This is a genomic window from Paenibacillus sp. JZ16 (assembly GCF_015326965.1).
Taxonomy (GTDB): domain Bacteria; phylum Bacillota; class Bacilli; order Paenibacillales; family Paenibacillaceae; genus Paenibacillus_AQ.
Genome location: NZ_CP017659.1, coordinates 6,227,859 through 6,244,479, shown reverse-complemented (window position 1 = coordinate 6,244,479; position 16,621 = coordinate 6,227,859). Strand labels below are relative to the sequence as shown.

The window sequence follows — 16,621 nt, the reverse complement described above, 5'->3', positions numbered from 1 at the left end:
CCGCTGCTTGCCTCCGTTCGAAGACAAAAGCCCATGCAATCCCCTGCTGCATCGAAGCAGCAAAGCATGCTTGCAATCCATTTACTTCTTGCCTTTAATAGACTCCGCTAAAGCAGCGCCGACCTTCCAAATATCGCCCGCACCCATCGTCAGAACCAGATCGCCTTCTTTTACGCGACCTTTGAGATCGCTCAGGACATCTTCTTTGGTAGGCAAATAGCGGGCACCGGCATTGCTGTTCTGGACAATCAGCTCCACCAGCTTACCGGAACTGATACCCTCGATCTGCTTCTCGCCGGCAGGAGAATAAATATCGGTAATGATCACCTCGTCCGCTTCCCCGAATGCGCGGCTAAACGCATCCAGAAGGAAAAAGGTCCTCGAATACCGCTGCGGCTGGAATACGGCAATAATCCGTTTGCCTGTAGCTTTGGCGGCACTGATCGTAGCCTCGATCTCCGTCGGATGATGCGCATAGTCGTCAATCACCAGAATGCCTTCAGCTTCGCCCAGCACCTGGAAGCGGCGCTTAGCTCCGTTGAACTTGACGATGGCCTCTACAATCGCTTCGAACGAGATTCCGCCTTTCAAGCAGCAAATCACCGTAGCCATGGCGTTGTAGACATTGTGTTTACCCGGTACGGACAATTCAACGGTACCCAGCTCCATGCCGTTATGAAGCATCGTGAAGCTGACGTGACGGTCGCCGAGCACCAGATTCGTTGCCGTATACTCTGCATCCGCATGAATGCCGTATGTGGTCACATTGCATTTTAGGTCAGGCAAAATCGCCTGAATGTTGTTATCGTCGGCGCAAACCACGGCCGTACCGTCTGCCTTGATTTGGCTCAGGAATTGTACATATGCTGCCTTGAGACGATTGAAATCCCCTTCGTAATTCTCCAAGTGATCGGCCTCAATATTCAGAACAACGCCGAGCCAAGGGTGGTACTGAAGGAATGAACCGTCACTCTCGTCCGCTTCGGCCACCACGTGCTCGCCTTCACCAGCTTTGGCATTCGTGCCAACGTTCATGATTTCCCCGCCGATAATAAACGTCGGATCGACGCCGCATTCTTCCATTACGAGCGCAATCATCGATGAAGTGGTTGTCTTACCATGCGCACCCGCTACGGCAACCCCTTTGCGTTCGTTCAGAAGACGCGCCAGCATCTGCGCACGGTGAAGGACAGGAATGTTCAGCTTCTCTGCCTCGACCCGCTCCACGTTGTCTTGGGACAATGCCGTCGAGTAAACCACAAGGTCCGCGCCCTGGACTTGCTCGGCGGTATGTCCAATGTATATTTTGGCGCCCTTGGCCGCCAGCTTTTCTGTCAATTCTTGCGATGCCACGTCAGAACCCGTGACTTTATAACCCATCTCCAGCATAACTCTTGCAATGGCGCTCATCCCGTAGCCGCCAATTCCTATAAAATGAACATGTTCCGATGTATTCAACAGATATCACCAACCTTTTTCAGAATCGGAAAGGCCCAGGAGGTTGGAACGCACGTCGGCAATCAGGTACAACGTGCCCGACACCACCCCAAGATCCTCCGCTTCCGTCCGTGACTTCAACTCTTCAAGTGCGTTTTTCCAATTTGGTTCTATGATGATTTGCAGTGTATGTTTGGCGTATTTCTCCCTTACCTGCTCTACGATGTCACCAAGCGCCTTGGCGTCCAGTTTCTTCCGGAAATCCGGTTCAGTCAGGATAAGCGTATCCACTATTGGCAGTATATGCTGCAAATACGATTCATGATGCTTATTTGCCAGCATTCCCATCATTAAGTTCAGTTTCCGATACTTATAGATCTGCTGCAAGCTTTTGGCCAAGGTTTCAGCCCCTTCGGGGTTGTGCGCACCATCGAGAACAATCCGCGGGGAGGACTGCACTTGTTCCAGTCTTCCCGCCCAGAAAGTATCCTTAAACCCTCTCCGCAATTCTTCATCATCCACGATGAAAGCCATATACTGGCGAAGCACTTCCAGCGTCATCATCGCAAGCGCGGCATTGGCGCATTGGTGCTCACCCTGCATCGAGATGTCCAGATCCATGTCCCGGAACGGACCCTTAAAACGGAAAGTCTGGCTTTCTTCGTTCCCACGCAGACGCTCATAGGAGAACTGTTCATCTACGAGATACAGACTTGTACGGTTTTTGGCTACCGTTTGTTTCAGAATATCGACAGCTTCCGGCTGAGTTACCGTGCTCACCACAGGAACTCCAGGCTTGATAATGCCAGCCTTTTCCGTGGCGATCTCCTGAATGGTATCACCCAGAACGTCGGTATGGTCCATTCCGATATTCGTGATCACCGAAATGATTGGATGAACGATATTGGTCACGTCCAGACGACCGCCAAGTCCCGTCTCCCATACCACCACGTCCGGATAAGATACCTCGGCGTAATACAGTATCGCAAGGGCGGTGGACACCTCAAACATAGTGGGCGATCCGAGCCCGGAACCCGCAATTTCGGCTACAAGCGGCTCTAAGCGATTAGCCAGTTCAAGCAGCGTCTCTTCCGATATGTCCTCGCCGTTATACTGAAACCGATTGGTAAACTTCGTAATATAGGGAGACGTGTAGGTGCCAACCGTGAATCCCCCTTGAAGCAGAACCTTTGTTAAAAAAGCGCATGTGGAGCCTTTTCCATTCGTTCCGGCCACGTGAATAAATTTTAACCGCCGCTCCGGATGGCCGAGAAGCTCCATCAATCGCTGAATTCTATCCATGCCCGGGCGGATTCCAAACGGAATCAGCCCGTTGATCCAAGCTACCGCTTCCTCATAGGTATGGAACGGAGCTGCCACTGCAGCTTCCGAATGATCAACCATCGTTCTCACCTTCTGGTCCAGATTCATCTTGCCCTTTAGCCTCTCAGTTCTTCGATGCGCGCAATCACTTTACTGCGTTTGTCCGAGTAATCCGCAAGCTTCGCCCGTTCTTCTTCAATCACCTTTTCAGGTGCTTTCGATACGAAACCTGGATTGTTCAGCTTCTTCTCCACACGCTCGACTTCGCTGTTCAAGTGCTGAATTTCCTTCTCCAGACGCGTGATCTCCTGAGCGATATCGATCAACCCGGCAAGCGGCAGATACATTTCAACACCTGTTACCACGGCGGTCATCGCCTTATCCGGCGCCTCAAGCGCAAGGGAGGATTGATACTCCGACGTGTTGCAGAAGCGGCGAATATAATCCGCATTGCGATCGATGATGCCGGCAATTTGCTCGCTTACCGGCTTCAACTGGAGTTCTACTTTTTTGCTCATCGGTACGTTTACTTCCGCCCGGATGTTACGTACAGCACGGATGACATCCATCAGCAGGTTCATTTCGGTAACGGCTTCCGCATTCTCAAATGCTTCATCATAGGTCGGCCATGAAGCCAGCATCACCGTCTCTCCTTCATGCGGCAAATGCTGCCAGATCTCTTCGGAGATGAACGGCATGAACGGGTGGATCAAGCGCATCGTGCGGTCCAGCACATAGGCAAGCACCGACTGCGTCTTTCTCTTGGCCGCTTGATCCTCGCCGTACAGGGACAGCTTAGCAAATTCAATATACCAGTCACACAGATCATCCCAGATGAAATTGTAGAGCAGTCGACCGGTCTCGCCAAATTCGTAGGCATCAATTAGACGCGTAATGTCGCGGGAAGTTTCGTTCAGACGATGCAAAATCCAACGGTCGGCCGTTCCCAGCTCTCCGGAAATGTCGATATCCGCCGCCGTGAAGCCCTCCAGATTCATGAGTGCAAAACGTGACGCATTCCAGATCTTGTTCGCGAAGTTACGCGCTTGTTCCACACGTTCCCAGCGGAATCGAAGATCCTGACCCGGCGTACTGCCGGTCGATATCATATAACGCATGGCATCTGCGCCATACTGTTCGATAACCTCGAGCGGATCGATACCATTGCCGAGCGACTTGGACATCTTGCGGCCTTCGCTATCCCGAACCAGACCATGGATAAGCGTATCTTTGAACGGCATTTGATCCGTAAATTCAAGCCCTTGGAAAATCATCCGCGAAACCCAGAACGGAATAATATCATACCCCGTTACGAGAACGCTTGTCGGATAATAACGTTTGAAATCCTCACTGTCCAGATTCGGCCAGCCCATGGTCGAGAACGGCCACAATGCCGAGCTGAACCAGGTATCCAGCACGTCCTCATCCTGTCTCAGATCGTCCTTGCCAAGCTTCGCGCGCGCTTCCTCTTCATTCATGGCAACAACCACTTCGCCCGTGGATTCGGAATACCAGGCCGGAATCCGGTGGCCCCACCACAATTGACGAGAGATGCACCAATCGCGCACATTCTCCATCCAATGCAGGTAGGTTCTCTCGAACCGGTCAGGCACGAAATTAACGCCCTTGCCGGATTTCTGCGCAGTAACGGCTGCTTCCGCAAGCGGCTGCATCTTAACAAACCACTGCGTCGACAGATACGGCTCGACAACGGCGCCGGATCTTTCGCTATGGCCAACCTGATGAACATGATCTTCGATGCGAAGCAGCACGCCCGATTCCTTCATGTCGCTTACGATCTGCTTGCGGCATTCTGCTCGGTCAAGACCCTGGTACTTGCCGGCAAATTCATTCATCGTCCCGGATTCATCCATCACGGTGATTTGCGGCAGATCATGTCTCAGACCCATTTCGAAGTCATTCGGATCATGGGCCGGCGTAATTTTAACCGCTCCGCTGCCGAAATCCTTCTCCACGTACTCATCGGCAATAACCGGAATTTCTCGGCCGACAATAGGCAGGACCAATGTCTTGCCGATCATGTCTTTATAGCGCTCATCTTCCGGATGAACGGCTACCGCCGTATCGCCAAGCATGGTCTCCGGGCGGGTGGTTGCTACGGTAATGGAGCCGCTGCCGTCTTTGAGCGGGTATTGCAAGTGGTACAAATGGCCGTTGACCTCTTTGTACTCCACTTCGATATCGGACAAAGCCGTGCGAGCAGCCGGGTCCCAGTTGATAATGCGTTTGCCGCGATATATAAGCCCCTTATCATAGAGCTTGACGAATACTTCCCGAACCGCTTCCGACAACCCCTCGTCGAGCGTGAAACGCTCTCTGGAGTAATCGAGGGACAGGCCGATCTTGGACCATTGGTCACGGATCGTATTCGCATATAGATCCTTCCACTCCCACACTTTCTCCAGGAATTTTTCACGTCCCAGATCGTAGCGGGTAACGCCTTCTTCGCGAAGCTTCTGCTCAACCTTGGTTTGCGTGGCGATGCCCGCATGGTCAGAACCCGGCAGCCACAACGCATCATAGCCCTGCATCCGCTTTACGCGAATCAGGATATCCTGCAGCGTAAAGTCAAGGGCATGGCCGATGTGAAGCATTCCCGTAACGTTTGGTGGAGGAATAACAATCGTATACGGCTCCGCGTCCGGTCGTTTGCCAGCTTCAAAGAAGCCGCCTTCCTTCCAGTACGGATACCATTTTTGTTCGGCTGCCTTCGGATCATACGTCGTCGGCATGTCTAACTGGGATTGGTTTTGTTTTTGATCCATATTTTCGTACCTCCGATACTGTTAATCAGTTTTGCCAACCCGTAACGTTTTAGCCTCCGGGCGTGGCAATGGATATCCATGTTTGCGTGAAACAAAAAAAGCCCTTCGTCCTCAAAGGACGAAAGACTGTTCTCTCGCGGTACCACCTTTGTTTCGTGCTTATAATCATTCATGAATCGAGTCCTCCCATGAAGAACATGAAAGGCCTGCGATCAAGCACGACACTTTACACAGATAACGGCTGCGGCCGGCGAACTCTAACCAGGGTAGCGATCGATCCTACTCTATCTCAAGTCCGCAACTCCGGGGCGACTTCGGCAAGCTGGTTCCTGCGGAATCTCACAGCGCATAATAGCAATTCCGCTCTCTGAAGGCCATACCTTCCTACTCTTCCCGTTCAACGTTGTTCTAGCTTTAGGAATACCTGTACATATACTATTCAAATATACCGTGGTTGTTGCATATAGTCAATATTTCGAGTGTTTCCGAACGATTTAGACATCATACCTGTCTATCCAAATTAATGCTAATACATTGTAAAAAGAAGCCCCGGCTCGTCCGACTCCCCTCTTCTTCTAACCGACTCCCCGCCAAACACAAAAAACAGGCCAAGGATATCCTACCTTGACCTGCTTGTTCTTACGCGATCGCTTCCTCCGCTGATTACTGGGGAATGTATAATACCTGGCCTTCTTCCACATTCTGCTCGGACATGCGGTTATATAACAAAAGCTCTCGCGGCGTCAGTTGATAACGCTCGGCAATCACGTCGAGTGTCTCCTCACGCTGCACAATGCACATCCGGACCTTGCGGAAAGGCGTTTCCTCACGGCGGTTACCCAGGAACAGACTCTTCCACTCCACGTCCTCGGCCGTTGCGGAGTCAACCAATTCCTCCGTCTCTTCTTCCTCGTCCCGAGCGGCTTGATCCTGATCCTGAACCGTTCTGCTCGATTGAAGCAACGAAGAGAAGCCTACGCCCGATGCGCTGGTTGTGCTGCTGTTCTTCGTGTTGAAGGCCACCTTTAACTCCGGCTTGGTCGGAACCTCTTCGGCTTTAATGGAAACCTCTTCCGTTATATCATCCATATCCTCCGAAGGGAATTCTTCCTCAGCAAAAACAGGCTGCACTTCCTCCGTTTCCGGTGATTCCAGTACCGGAACGGCTTCCACTTCTTCACCCTTACGCTCAATGACACCCGGAAAACCGGCTGCTGGATCTTCTTGCTCCGGCTCGGGCTGGACCGAAGCCCGTTCGAATTGCCATACACTTGGAATCGACGACTCAGCTGCCTGAGCTTCCGTCTCATTATGTAAGGCATATTCGACCGTATCCCGAGCTTCAGGCGAATTAGAAATGCTAATGGTGCTGTCTGCTGAGTCCTGTGAATCCCGTGTTTGGTTCTCATACTGTGCCCAGGATGCCAGATACTGCTGTGTGCGCGCATCCGTCCCGAACTCTTGGGCTCTGGTCTGAGCCTCGTTGAAGTAAGAAGGAGAAGGTGAGTTAGCGTCTGTATGAGCTCCGCTGCCATGAAGCTGGTCGTACGGGTTGGCTGCGAACTGCTGCTCCCCGTTCGAATACAAATCAGTCGCTTCAGGAGCATGTACCACTGTGAATTCCTCATTGGCCCATACTTGGTCACGGGCTCCCGGAGCCGCCGCCTGAATTCCTTTGAGCGACAGAACCCCTGTAATGTTCAAGCTGCGTTTGGATAACAAATCCACGTCAAAATTCTCGATCTCGACCGCGATGTCATCCAATGATGATACCCGGTTCATCGGGACCGTGATTTCAACCGGGATCCAGTGTTCGAGCGGCTCCGTCTCTCCTGCTTCGGTGTCACCTTTATACAGGCCTGCAAGAAGCAGATGACCCCGAAGCGTAGCCTGGTCCTGCTGACTGATCACCTGAATATGCGGGATCAACTCCGCCTCTTCCAATTCTTCGATTCCCGGCAAATCTTCCGTTAAATTAATACGCTCGTAAATATCGAACCGCAATCCGTAGGACTGGTCAAACACGGGAATGTCCTCCTTTTTGGCATATACTATCCGTGATCTGTTATCACGGCATGAGCCTAAGTTTTGCCACTCAATTTATCTATATGCCGAAAATAGGAGAGCATGACTTTTTTGCGAATTGTGCGTGAAAGTTACAGCTTCATTCAGGATCTTGCAAGTTTTCTTACCGGTCCGATGTCTCTATGATTCGCTCTCTTAACTCCAACATATCCAGAGGCCAGGGTGCATTCACCTCAATATCCTCGCCCGAGAAAGGATGAGTAAATAGCAGACGTTCGCCATGCAGCGCTTGGCGCGGAAACGCCCCTGGTCCTCCGTATAAGGAATCTCCCAGAAGCGGGTGTCCCATATGACTTAGATGCACCCGGATCTGATGCGTCCGGCCGGTTTCCAGTCGAATTTGCAGCAGGCTGGCTTTCGGATACACCTCGGATGATAGAATATGCGTGATTGCAGCCTGCCCGGTTAATGAAACTCTCCGACGGCTTGAATGATAGCGGTCTTTGCCTATCGGCAGATCGATTCTCTTCAGATCCTGAGAGACCCTCCCCTGAACGATAGCCGCGTATATCCGGACGATCTTCTTCTCCCGCATGTCCTCGTCAAGCTTTAGCTGCGCATATTCGTTCTTGGCATACAGTACGGGACCTGTTGTATCCTTATCCAGCCGATGAATATGCCGGACTGCCGTATGGATGCCTTCGGCTTCGTAATATGCGGCAACCGCATGATTCAGGGTCGTCTCGCGGCTCTCGTTGTCCGGATGGACCGCCATACCGGCCGGTTTGTTCACAACCAGGCAAAAATCGTCCTCATACAATACATCAAGCTCCTGCCATCTCGGTTCGATGCCGTAATCCCGATAAGGAAAAAGGACCAGCCGAAGCCGATCCCCTCTCCATTGTATCCCCTGTTCATGACGAAGCTTACGATACAGCTTCTCGGGCATACCGACCGTTTCCATAAGCCACTTGGCAGCGGCTTCGTTCCGATCCGGCAGACTCAATAGCGCCTTACCCGGCGTCAGCTCCAGCCATTCGCCGCGTTTGCTCCAATTTCCCCCGTAACTCATAGGCTTTTGAAGGCGTTGTAGTTGGCTTCAATGGTAGCATCGATATCTTCTACCGTATGAGCGCCAGAGATAAACATGCCCTCGAACTGGGAAGGAGGTACGCTGACTCCCTCTTGTACCATCGCTGCAAAATAACGACGGAAACGATCCAGGTCACTAGTCTTCGCAGTATCAAAATTGACGACCGGCGTATTCGTGAAGAATGGACATACCATGGAGCCGATCCGGTTAATCGTAAGCGGGATACCGAATTCCTGAGCGTTACGCTCAAATCCTGCCTGAAGACGGGCTCCCCGCTCCTCGAGCTGTTCATAGACGGCAGGCGTCAGCAGCTTCAGGGTGGTGTAACCAGCCGCCATGGCGAGCGGATTACCGCTTAACGTTCCTGCTTGATAGATCGGTCCTGCCGGAGCAATCTGATCCATCAGCTCACGCTTGCCTCCATAAGCACCGACTGGCAGACCGCCGCCAATCACCTTGCCCAAGCATGTCAAATCCGGTGTAACGCCATAACGGCCTTGCGCGCAGTTCAGATCAACGCGGAATCCGGTCATCACCTCGTCAAAAATAAGCACGCTGCCATAATCAGAAGTGACCTTGCGAAGACCTTCCAGGAATCCTGGCTGCGGAGGGACCACGCCCATATTGCCTGCCACGGGCTCAACAATAACGGCTGCAATCTCTTCGCCGAACCGCTCGAAGGCAAGCTGTACCGATTCCAGATCGTTATAAGGAACCGCAATGGTGTTGGAAGCAACGCTTTCTGGCACACCCGGACTATCAGGAAGTCCAAGCGTTGCGATGCCCGATCCCGCTTTGATCAGAAGGCTGTCGGCGTGGCCATGATAGGAGCCCTCGAATTTAATGATTTTGCTGCGTCCTGTATATCCGCGCGCTAGACGAATGGCGCTCATGGTTGCTTCCGTACCGGAATTCACCATCCGCACCACCTCGATCGACGGCACACGTTCACAGACGAGCTTCGCCATCTTCGTTTCCAATAGGGTTGGAGCACCGAAGCTGGTCCCCTTGGCAGCTGTCTCCTGAAGCGCTTCAACAACCTCAGGATGCGCGTGACCCATAATCAGCGGCCCCCAGGAACCGACATAATCGATAAAGCTGTTGCCATCGATATCATATACCCGGCTGCCTTCTCCGCGATCGATATAAATCGGGGTTAGTCCAACAGACTTAAACGCACGTACCGGACTGTTGACACCGCCGGGAATATATAACTTCGCTTCTTCAAAAGCAGAACGCGACAAATCTTCTTTTCGCAAATCTTGGCTCATCGTATGCACTCCTAACTCTTTCATCGTTAATGGTTACTAGCTGCGCATCCAGCGTGCTGCGTCCTTCGAGAAATACGTAATGATAATGTCCGCACCGGCACGCTTCATCCCGGTCAGCAGCTCCATCACAATCGCCTGCTCACTGATCCATCCCTGCTGAGCAGCCGCTTTAATCATGGAATACTCACCACTCACGTTGTATGCAACAATTGGCAGATCAAACTGGTCTCTCAGCAATCTGACAACATCAAGGTAGGCCATAGCCGGTTTCACCATCAGCATATCGGCGCCTTCCAGCACGTCCGTCTCCGCCTCGCGAAGCGCCTCTCTCACATTGGCCGGATCCATCTGATAAGTTTTGCGGTCGCCGAATTGCGGAGCGGAATCGGCAGCCTCACGGAAGGGTCCGTAAAAGGCCGAAGCGTACTTAACGGAGTAAGACATGATCGGCACGTTATAAAATCCGGCTTCGTCAAGACCGGAACGAATGGCTTGGACAAAACCATCCATCATATTGGAAGGTGCAATAATATCGGCTCCAGCTTTGGCCTGGGAAACCGCTGTACGAACGAGCAGCTCCAGCGACTCGTCGTTTAATACATCGCCGCAGGTGTGGCCGTCACGCTCAAAGGTATGCACCATACCGCAGTGGCCGTGGTCGGTAAATTCGCATAGGCACGTATCAGCAATCACCAGAAGATCGGGATGCCACGACTTGATGAGACGGGTAGCCTCTTGGACAATCCCGTCATCCGCGAAACCGGATGTGCCCACGCTGTCTTTCGTCTCGGGGATTCCGAACAGGAGCACAGCAGGAATGCCTAGACTTACGATTTCGTCTACTTCCTCTTTCAAGGTGTCAAGCGAAAAATGATAGACGCCTGGCATGGAGGAAATCTCGGATTTCACACCATTGCCATAGGTCACGAAGATCGGCTGAACCAGATCCTCCGTATGAAGCACGGTCTCGCGGACCATGCTGCGAATGCCGGCATTTTGACGCAGCCGACGATGGCGTACGATTGGAAAACTCATGACGTATACCTCCAAATGATGTAATTTCGTTCATGTATATAAGAGATTATGGATATTATGGCGCAACACGGCGTGGATCGTTCTCGTTCCAAATGCATAAGGCCTTAACCAGACTGTCGACCGTCGCTTCCTCGGCGAGGAGGGATACGTGCAGTCCGGCTTCTTCAGCCGTCTGCGCGGTTAATGGTCCGATGCAAGCAATCGTCGAACCTTTCAACAGTTCGACTGGATCTTCCACGCCCATCCCCTTCAGCACCTTCAGCAGATTGGTAACCGTAGATGAACTGGTGAACGTAACGGCGTGAATGCCTCCATCTTCAAGCAGCTTCAGCAGCTCATCATCGTCCTCGCCGCACAACACATTCTCATAGATCACGGCTTCCGTCACGTTCAGTCCCATTTCCGTCAGCTTCTCCGGCAGCCACTTGCGTGCCAGATCGCCGCGTGGCAGCAGCACGCGCTGACCGGGCTGGAGCTCTGAACCGTAAGCATCGATAAGGCCTTCCGCCTGGTAACGTTCTTTGATAACTTCAGCCACTACACCGTATTTTCCAAGAGCATGGGCTGTTGCGGGGCCAACCGCGACGATGCGCGCAGAGGCTAAGGCGCGAATATCGCGACCGTTCTCCTTCAGGTGGCGGAAAAAGAATTCGACTCCGTTCACGCTGGTGAAAAATACCCAGTCATACGTACTCAGCTTGTCCAGTGCTTGTTGAATTCCGGCAAGCCTCTCGCTCTTCGAAGGCATGACGGTTTCGATGACGGGAAACTCATAAGGCTCTCCGCCCAGCTCTTCGATTTGGGATACCAAAGCACTGGCCTGGCTTCGCGTCCTTGTGACCAGTATTCTTTTGCCGAAGAGGGGCAGCCGTTCCGCCCACTTCAGGTGCTCCCGCTGAAGCACCACCTGTCCAACAACGATAACCGCAGGCGGCTGAAAATCCGCTGCCTTGACTCTGTCCTCGATGTCCGCCAGTGTCCCCGTCAGCGTATCCTGCTCTGCCCGGGTTCCCCATCTAATAAGTGCCACCGGGGTTTCCGGCGGTCGGCCGTGCTTGATCAGCTGACGACTGATATAACCGATTTTCGCCACACCCATCATAAAAATCAAAGTTCCCGTTGCATTGGTAACCTTGTCCCATTGAATCATTCGGTCCAGCTTTTCGGGACTTTCGTGGCCGGTAATTATCGATAATGACGAAGCATGGTCACGATGCGTCACGGGAATCCCGGCATAAGCCGGAACACTGATCGCCGAGGTGATCCCCGGCACAATTTCGTACATGATGCCATTACGGTATAACAGCTCCGCTTCTTCACCCACTCTTCCGAAGATCGTTGGATCGCCGCCCTTTAAACGGACAACTGTCTTGCCTTCCAAAGCATAATCAACCAGCAGCTGATTGATCTGCTCCTGTTTCATCGTATGCCGATCCGGAAGCTTGCCTACATAGACCTTCTCCGCTCCGGGTTTCATCCATCGCAGCAGCCGTGGACTAGCTAATCGGTCATACACCACGACATCCGCTTTTTCAATGCATTCCTTGCCTTTAATCGTAATCAGGCGTGCATCGCCCGGTCCTGCTCCCACCAGATAAACCTTGCCTGCCATCCCCTCAGCCCCTAACTTGTGCCAGTATCTTCTCCGCTCCTTTAGCTTTCAGCTTTTCAGCCACTTCCACTCCGAGCGATTCAGGGTCGGTTCCTTCGGCGCTTTCCTTCAGTATGATTTCGCCGTCAGGAGAACCTACCATTCCTGTCAATTGTATAACGTTTTGTTCTCCGCGGGAATCTCCGGCATCCACATTCTTGAGGACGGCGTAAGCTCCGATAGGCACCTGGCATCCTCCGTTAAGCTCGCTTAGAAACTTGCGCTCCGCCGCAACGGTTCGTGCAGTAACCTCATCATTATAAAGAGAGAGCAAATGCAGCAGATCTACATCGTTTTCGCGGCATTCAATTCCAAGTGCGCCCTGGCCGACGGCTGGCAGACTAATTTCAATCGGCAAGTACGACGTGATCCGGTCCTCCCAGCCCATACGCTGAAGACCGGCGGTCGCCAGAATGATGGCCTGAAATTCACCGTCCTCCATTTTGCGAATGCGAGAATCGATATTCCCCCTAATCCATTCGATCTGCAGATCCGGCCGGTAGGCCTTGAGCTGACTGGACCGGCGCAGACTGCTTGTTCCCACCTTGGCACCTGCAGGAAGGCCATCCAGCGTTGTTCCTTCTTTGGAGATCAGGCAATCACGAGGATCCTTTCTTGCCGGCACCGCGCCGGACACCAAACCTTCGGGCAGAACGGAAGGCATGTCCTTCATGCTGTGAACCGCCATATCAATCTCGCCGTCCATCATCGCCTGCTCGATTTCTTTGACAAACAATCCTTTGCCGCCTACCTTGGAGAGCGTAACATCCAGTATGCGGTCGCCCTTCGTGACGATTTTTTTGACGGTGAAGTCATAGTCCAGACCGTGCTCCTTGGCTAAACGCTTTAAGTCATCAATAACCTGTCCTGTCTGTGTCAGTGCCAGAGCACTTTGTCTACTGCCAACTACGATTGTACGCATCTTTCATTCCTCCTGATTATTCGCAATCCACTGCTTGATCTTGTCCGCACTCCAGGGCTCATAACCTCCGCGGCGAATCTCTCCGAGCATATCCATGCGGTATGCCTTGTGCAAAAGCCGCCTGCGTGCGTCAGCGGACTCCACCTCTTCCCTGATCATCGAACGCATCCTATATAAAAAATCCAAATAGTCCTCATACTCAGGCCCGAACTGGTCTTCGAGCTCGTCGCGGATCTCGCGTGCGGCCATCGGCCCTGCTCCTGATGTGGATACAGCCAGCGTAAGCCTTCCCCGTCGCAGCACCGTCGGGTTGATAAACGTTCCGGCCTCGCCGTTGCTGGCCACGTTAACCAGTATGCCAAGGCGATCGGCATCCTCCGCTATTTGCAGATTCAGCTTGCTGTCATCCGTTGCCGCATGGACCATAAACGCGCCTATCAGATCGTCTGATTGATACTTCCGCTTCGTCCATCGAAGAGTCTTCTCGCTCTCTAAACGTTGAAGTTTCTCGCTTCGTAATAAGGGACTTACAATATGTACGACTGCCCCGGCATTCAGTAGGGTGACGGCTTTACGTTCCGCCACCGTGCCGCCGCCGACAATCAAGCATAAACGTCCCCTGCAATTCAGCATTACGGGTACATAATGATCATCATAGGCCATTCTTGCCATCACACTCCTGACCAACTATGGAAAGCGGACCACGTATTAAGAAAGAAATTCAGAATAATGAACCCATACCCGATTAAAGCCCATATGGCCGCTTCCCTGCCGGACCTTCTCCACAAGCGACGTTTGATGAAATAAACCAAATACATCGCAAGAGCCGTCATGGTAGACATGACTTTGATGTCCAAGAACAGGGTCCACCGTCCAGCCATGGCCACCGACATCACGGCCAAGATGAGCGACATGACCAGAATAATCGTCCCGGCCATCAGCGCTTTATAGGAATAAACATCCAGCTTCTCCAGACTTGGCAGCCTGCGCATCGTATCATTCCATTGCTTGTGCTTCAGTTTCCGGTGCAGGAACATGTATATCGCCGCAAACACGGCCCCGACGGTCAAAGCGGCGAAGCTGATACTCGCCAGGGCAATATGAATAAGCAAGAGACGATGTTCCGTCTCCCAGCTGTGCAATGCATTGTCTCCTGCCGTGAACCATAAACGATTGACCAGCATGACGCTAAACCCGACGAGGTTCATGAGCAGGACGGCAAATTCCGACCGCTTCATATACGCCAGAGCAATCGAAGTGATCGATATGCAGAACGCCAGCAGGAACAGGAAATCAAACAAAGTAAATACCGGAAAGTGGAAATGTCCGCCTTCCATCGCTCTGATGCCGATTCCGGTAAATTGTAACAGCGCAGTAATAACAAGAAGCCCTGTGCCTATCCGCTTCGCCACCGAATTGCGTGAAACGCAATCCGAGATATAAAACAGAAGGCTCAGGGCATAGATGCAAATGCCGGTGATATAAATTAAGTTTAACAGCATGGGTTATACTCACCCTCCTCAAAGGGTGGCTGGGGCCAGAGACACCTTAAGCGGTTTCTCTTCTGCCTGCTGATCTACAGCATTCTTCGACCGTTCAGCTTTAACGGGTGCAGTTGCTTTCTTGTTGCGGCTGCGGGCTTCCTGCTCATTCTCATGGATCAAGCTTTCCAGCGCAAAGATTTGTGAAAAATAATCCAGTGCTTCACCGCCCTGCTTGCCGCCCGTCATTTCCTTAATCCGGTTAATGGGATCATGCATCATCTGGTTTACGATGCTCTTGGTCAAACGACGGATGACTTTTCGCTGGCGTTCATCCAGTTCCGGAAGCTTGTTAAACAAGCTTTCCATCGTTTCTTCATGAATGGCATTCGACTTCTCCTGCAAGGCCCGAATTGCCGGTCTGACACCGAGCGTTTTCAGCCATGTGTGGAATGCATCCATCTCTTCTTGAATCATAACTTCAATCTTCGCTGCTTCCGCCCGGCGCATTTCCATATTGGTCTCTACAATGCCTTCCAGATCGTCAATATCGTACAGGAACACGTTGGATACTTCCCCAACCGCCGGATCAATGTCCCGTGGCACAGCAATATCAATCATGAACAACGGACGGGACTGGCGTTTCTTCATGCTCTCTTTCACCCGATCCGCATTCAGAACATATTCATTCGAGCCCGTGGAGCTAATAATGATATCCACGTCATTCAGCAAATGCTTGGCTTCGGCAATGGTGCATGGCGTCCCTTTGAATTTGCTTGCAAGTTCCTGAGCACGGCTAAGCGTACGGTTAGCCACAATTACTTCAGCGGCACCGTTGGCATAAAGATGCTTCACGGTAAGTTCGCTCATCTTGCCTGCACCAAGTATCATCACTTTTTTATCGTTAAATGCCCCGAAAATTCGTTTACCCAGTTCCACCGCTGCATAGCTGACAGAGACGGCACTCTCTCCGATCGATGTCTCCGAATGAGCCCGCTTGCCGAGCGTAACGGCTTGCTTAAACAACATATTGAACCAAGTACCCGTGGCATTCTGCTGCTGCGACGTCAAAAAAGCATTGCGCACCTGTCCCAGGATCTGCGTTTCTCCAATGACCATGGAATCCAAACCGCAGGTAACCTTAAACAGATGGGAAATCGCTTGTTCGTCTTCATATATATAGAGGTGCTGTGTAAATTCTTCACGATTAATGCCGAACCACTGTTCCATAAAACTGCGGATAAAGTAGCCGCACATATGAAGGCGGTCTACCACAACATAAATCTCAGTTCGGTTGCAGGTAGCGACAATGACGCCCTCCAATACGCTCTTGGTCGAATTAAGCTGCTCTAACGCCTTGGGCATGTCTTCTTCCGAGAATGTAAAGCGTTCTCTGACTTCCACAGGCGCCGTGCGATAGTTCAACCCAACAACGACGATGTGCATTGCATGTTCACCTGCCTATTTCTCCGAGTAGTTTTGCCGTTCACAACGGACATCCTTGACCTTGTTCATTATATCACAGTATGCTGAACAGCCTTGTCTATTTTATGAAATGTTTATGAAATCCCCATACTTCTTCGTTCCATTCATGAAA

12 protein-coding genes and 1 other annotated feature are annotated in these 16,621 nt (G+C 51.9%); all 12 genes read right to left on the bottom strand.

What is annotated here, in order from left to right:
* Positions 1-81: 81 nt before the first annotated feature.
* The 12 genes from murC to hemA all read right to left on the bottom strand — a co-directional run bounded on the left by murC (position 82) and on the right by hemA (position 16,470).
* A complete protein-coding gene (gene murC, locus BJP58_RS27850; RefSeq protein ID WP_071223416.1) occupies positions 82-1,458 on the bottom strand; it encodes a UDP-N-acetylmuramate--L-alanine ligase in 1,377 nt (458 codons plus the stop codon).
* Between the two features lie 6 nt (positions 1,459-1,464).
* On the bottom strand, positions 1,465-2,841 hold the full coding sequence (locus BJP58_RS27845) for a bifunctional folylpolyglutamate synthase/dihydrofolate synthase (protein WP_194545086.1): 1,377 nt from the start codon (positions 2,839-2,841) through the stop codon (positions 1,465-1,467).
* 35 nt (positions 2,842-2,876) lie between these two features.
* Positions 2,877-5,546 carry a valine--tRNA ligase gene (locus tag BJP58_RS27840; RefSeq protein ID WP_194541477.1) on the bottom strand — a complete coding sequence of 890 codons (2,670 nt, stop codon included), beginning with the start codon at positions 5,544-5,546 and terminating at the stop codon, positions 2,877-2,879.
* Between the two features lie 111 nt (positions 5,547-5,657).
* Positions 5,658-5,956, bottom strand: a binding site (T-box leader).
* Between the two features lie 253 nt (positions 5,957-6,209).
* Entirely contained in the window at positions 6,210-7,571 is a 1,362-nt protein-coding gene (locus BJP58_RS27835; RefSeq protein WP_194541476.1) for a LysM peptidoglycan-binding domain-containing protein, read from the bottom strand.
* A 163-nt stretch (positions 7,572-7,734) separates the two neighbouring features.
* The gene (locus BJP58_RS27830; protein WP_194541475.1) at positions 7,735-8,643 is read right to left on the bottom strand and encodes an RluA family pseudouridine synthase; all 909 of its coding nucleotides are present in this window, start codon (positions 8,641-8,643) and stop codon (positions 7,735-7,737) included.
* On the bottom strand, positions 8,640-9,935 hold the full coding sequence (gene hemL / locus BJP58_RS27825) for a glutamate-1-semialdehyde 2,1-aminomutase (protein ID WP_127589524.1): 1,296 nt from the start codon (positions 9,933-9,935) through the stop codon (positions 8,640-8,642). Before hemL ends, BJP58_RS27830 begins: the two co-directional genes overlap by 4 nt.
* A gap of 36 nt (positions 9,936-9,971) precedes the next feature.
* A complete protein-coding gene (gene hemB, locus BJP58_RS27820) occupies positions 9,972-10,970 on the bottom strand; it encodes a porphobilinogen synthase (RefSeq protein WP_194541474.1) in 999 nt (332 codons plus the stop codon).
* A 55-nt stretch (positions 10,971-11,025) separates the two neighbouring features.
* Positions 11,026-12,582: a uroporphyrinogen-III C-methyltransferase gene (gene cobA / locus BJP58_RS27815; RefSeq protein WP_194541473.1), complete on the bottom strand. Its 1,557-nt coding sequence runs from the start codon at positions 12,580-12,582 to the stop codon at positions 11,026-11,028.
* A 4-nt stretch (positions 12,583-12,586) separates the two neighbouring features.
* Complete coding sequence (gene hemC / locus BJP58_RS27810) at positions 12,587-13,543, bottom strand: hydroxymethylbilane synthase (RefSeq protein ID WP_194541472.1); 957 nt, start codon at positions 13,541-13,543, stop codon at positions 12,587-12,589.
* A gap of 3 nt (positions 13,544-13,546) precedes the next feature.
* Positions 13,547-14,206, bottom strand: coding sequence for a precorrin-2 dehydrogenase/sirohydrochlorin ferrochelatase family protein (locus BJP58_RS27805; RefSeq protein ID WP_194541471.1), 660 nt, complete (start codon positions 14,204-14,206; stop codon positions 13,547-13,549).
* A gap of 8 nt (positions 14,207-14,214) precedes the next feature.
* Positions 14,215-15,045 (bottom strand): cytochrome c biogenesis protein CcsA, encoded by an 831-nt coding sequence (gene ccsA, locus BJP58_RS27800; RefSeq protein ID WP_071223427.1) that lies wholly within the window; start codon positions 15,043-15,045, stop codon positions 14,215-14,217.
* Positions 15,046-15,063: 18 nt separating this feature from the next.
* Positions 15,064-16,470 carry a glutamyl-tRNA reductase gene (hemA, locus tag BJP58_RS27795; RefSeq protein WP_194541470.1) on the bottom strand — a complete coding sequence of 469 codons (1,407 nt, stop codon included), beginning with the start codon at positions 16,468-16,470 and terminating at the stop codon, positions 15,064-15,066.
* Between the last annotated feature and the right edge of the window lie 151 nt (positions 16,471-16,621).

Coding starts and splice junctions, on each gene's coding strand:
- BJP58_RS27845 (WP_194545086.1), bottom strand. CDS start 2,841: ATGGTTGATCATTCGGAAGCTGCAGTGGCAGCTCCGTTCCATACCTAT.
- BJP58_RS27840 (WP_194541477.1), bottom strand. CDS start 5,546: ATGGATCAAAAACAAAACCAATCCCAGTTAGACATGCCGACGACGTAT.
- hemB (WP_194541474.1), bottom strand. CDS start 10,970: ATGAGTTTTCCAATCGTACGCCATCGTCGGCTGCGTCAAAATGCCGGC.
- hemL (WP_127589524.1), bottom strand. CDS start 9,935: ATGAGCCAAGATTTGCGAAAAGAAGATTTGTCGCGTTCTGCTTTTGAA.
- hemC (WP_194541472.1), bottom strand. CDS start 13,543: ATGCGTACAATCGTAGTTGGCAGTAGACAAAGTGCTCTGGCACTGACA.
- BJP58_RS27805 (WP_194541471.1), bottom strand. CDS start 14,206: ATGGCCTATGATGATCATTATGTACCCGTAATGCTGAATTGCAGGGGA.
- hemA (WP_194541470.1), bottom strand. CDS start 16,470: ATGCACATCGTCGTTGTTGGGTTGAACTATCGCACGGCGCCTGTGGAA.
- BJP58_RS27830 (WP_194541475.1), bottom strand. CDS start 8,643: ATGAGTTACGGGGGAAATTGGAGCAAACGCGGCGAATGGCTGGAGCTG.
- cobA (WP_194541473.1), bottom strand. CDS start 12,582: ATGGCAGGCAAGGTTTATCTGGTGGGAGCAGGACCGGGCGATGCACGC.
- ccsA (WP_071223427.1), bottom strand. CDS start 15,045: ATGCTGTTAAACTTAATTTATATCACCGGCATTTGCATCTATGCCCTG.